Annotated in this window: 1 protein-coding gene; it reads left to right on the forward strand. The window is 65.3% G+C overall.

The window, feature by feature from the left end:
* Positions 1-301 precede the first annotated feature (301 nt).
* A complete protein-coding gene (locus ACZ68L_RS46885) occupies positions 302-1,372 on the forward strand; it encodes an IS110 family RNA-guided transposase (protein WP_469591042.1) in 1,071 nt (356 codons plus the stop codon).
* Positions 1,373-1,482: the final 110 nt, after the last annotated feature.

Here is a 1,482-nt window from a genome sequence, read left to right on the forward strand (position 1 = left end):
CGGCATCGCGGCTTCGATCGGCTCGGTCGGCGACGCCTACGACTGTCAGTCTGTTCGCACCGGATCCCGCAAGGATCGGGTAGTCCCGGCCGTGACGGTCTGACTCTTGCTTACGACCGACCCTACGGGTGTCCTGGCGTTGATCTGTCGACCGTCCGGCCGGGCACGCAACAAGTGCTGCCGCCGGACGGACGTGACCTCATAGGAGCCTGGAGCCAACTCGTCAAAGCGTCCCCGTGACAGTCCTGTCCCTCCGGCCGGCGACAGCGTGCACCCCACGCTACCGACCGAAGGGAACGCGGTGGATAACAACGAGCAGCACAGGTCCGGGCACGTCGTGATCGGCGTCGACACACACAAGCATGTGCACGTCGCTGCAGTGATGGACACGATCGGCGGGATCCTGGCGACCTTGACGGTCCCCACCGACACCGGCGGATTCCAGCAACTCCTGCACTGGGCAGGCTCATACGGCAGGATTCTGGCCTTCGGAATCGAGGGCACCGGCTCCTACGGCGCCACCCTGGCCTCGTTCCTTCGACGGGCCGGGCACAAGGTGGTCGAGGCCGGCCGCCCGGACCGGCGGCTGCGACGGATGAACGGCAAGTCCGACACACTGGACGCCGAGAACGCCGCCCGAGCCGTCCTGGCCGGGTTCGCGACAGCCACGCCCAAGAGCGCCGACGGTGAAGCCGAGATGATCCGGCAGCTCAAGATCGCCCATGACCAGGCCGTCGAACAGCGCTCAGCGGCGATGGTCACCATGAAAGCGATGCTTGTCCACGCTCCTGATGCCTTACGCAACGAGACCGCGGGCAAAACTCAAATCGCTCTAGCCCGGCACCTGGCGGGCCTGCGTCCTCGACATCTGGAGGGCCCCGAGGACGCACTGCGTCACGCCCTTCGAACACTGGCCAAACGGTGGCAGTACCTCGACGCCGAGGCCAAGGAACTGACGAAAATGATCGCTGAGCTGGTCCACCGTGCCGCCCCGCAACTACTCGAACCATTCGGCATCGGTGTGGACACCGCCGCGGAAATCCTCGTCGTGGTCGGCGACAACCCTGAACGCATCAAGTCCGAAGCCGCCCTCGCCAAGCTTGCGGGCATCGCTCCTGTGCCCACCGGCTCCGGCATGACCAGCGGCAGGCACCGCATCAACCACGGCGGCCACCGCCAGCTCAACGCCGCGATCTACCGGACCGTCATCGTCCGCATGCGATTCCACCAACCGACGATCGACTACGTCACCCGCCGCACCACCGAGGGCAAGACGAAACGCGAGATCATCCGTTGCCTCAAACGCTACGTCATCCGCGAGGTCTACCACCTAATCCGACCCGCACCACGGACCGTCCCCACAGCGAGTTGACAACTATAGGAGCGTCAACGCCCTCATGGAGTCCGCGATCGGCCTGTTCAAAACCGAGCTGATCAAGCCCGGCCGGCCCTGGAGGACACTCTCCCAAGTCGAACTCGCGA

This window comes from Streptomyces sp. NPDC104309, from assembly GCF_055584025.1.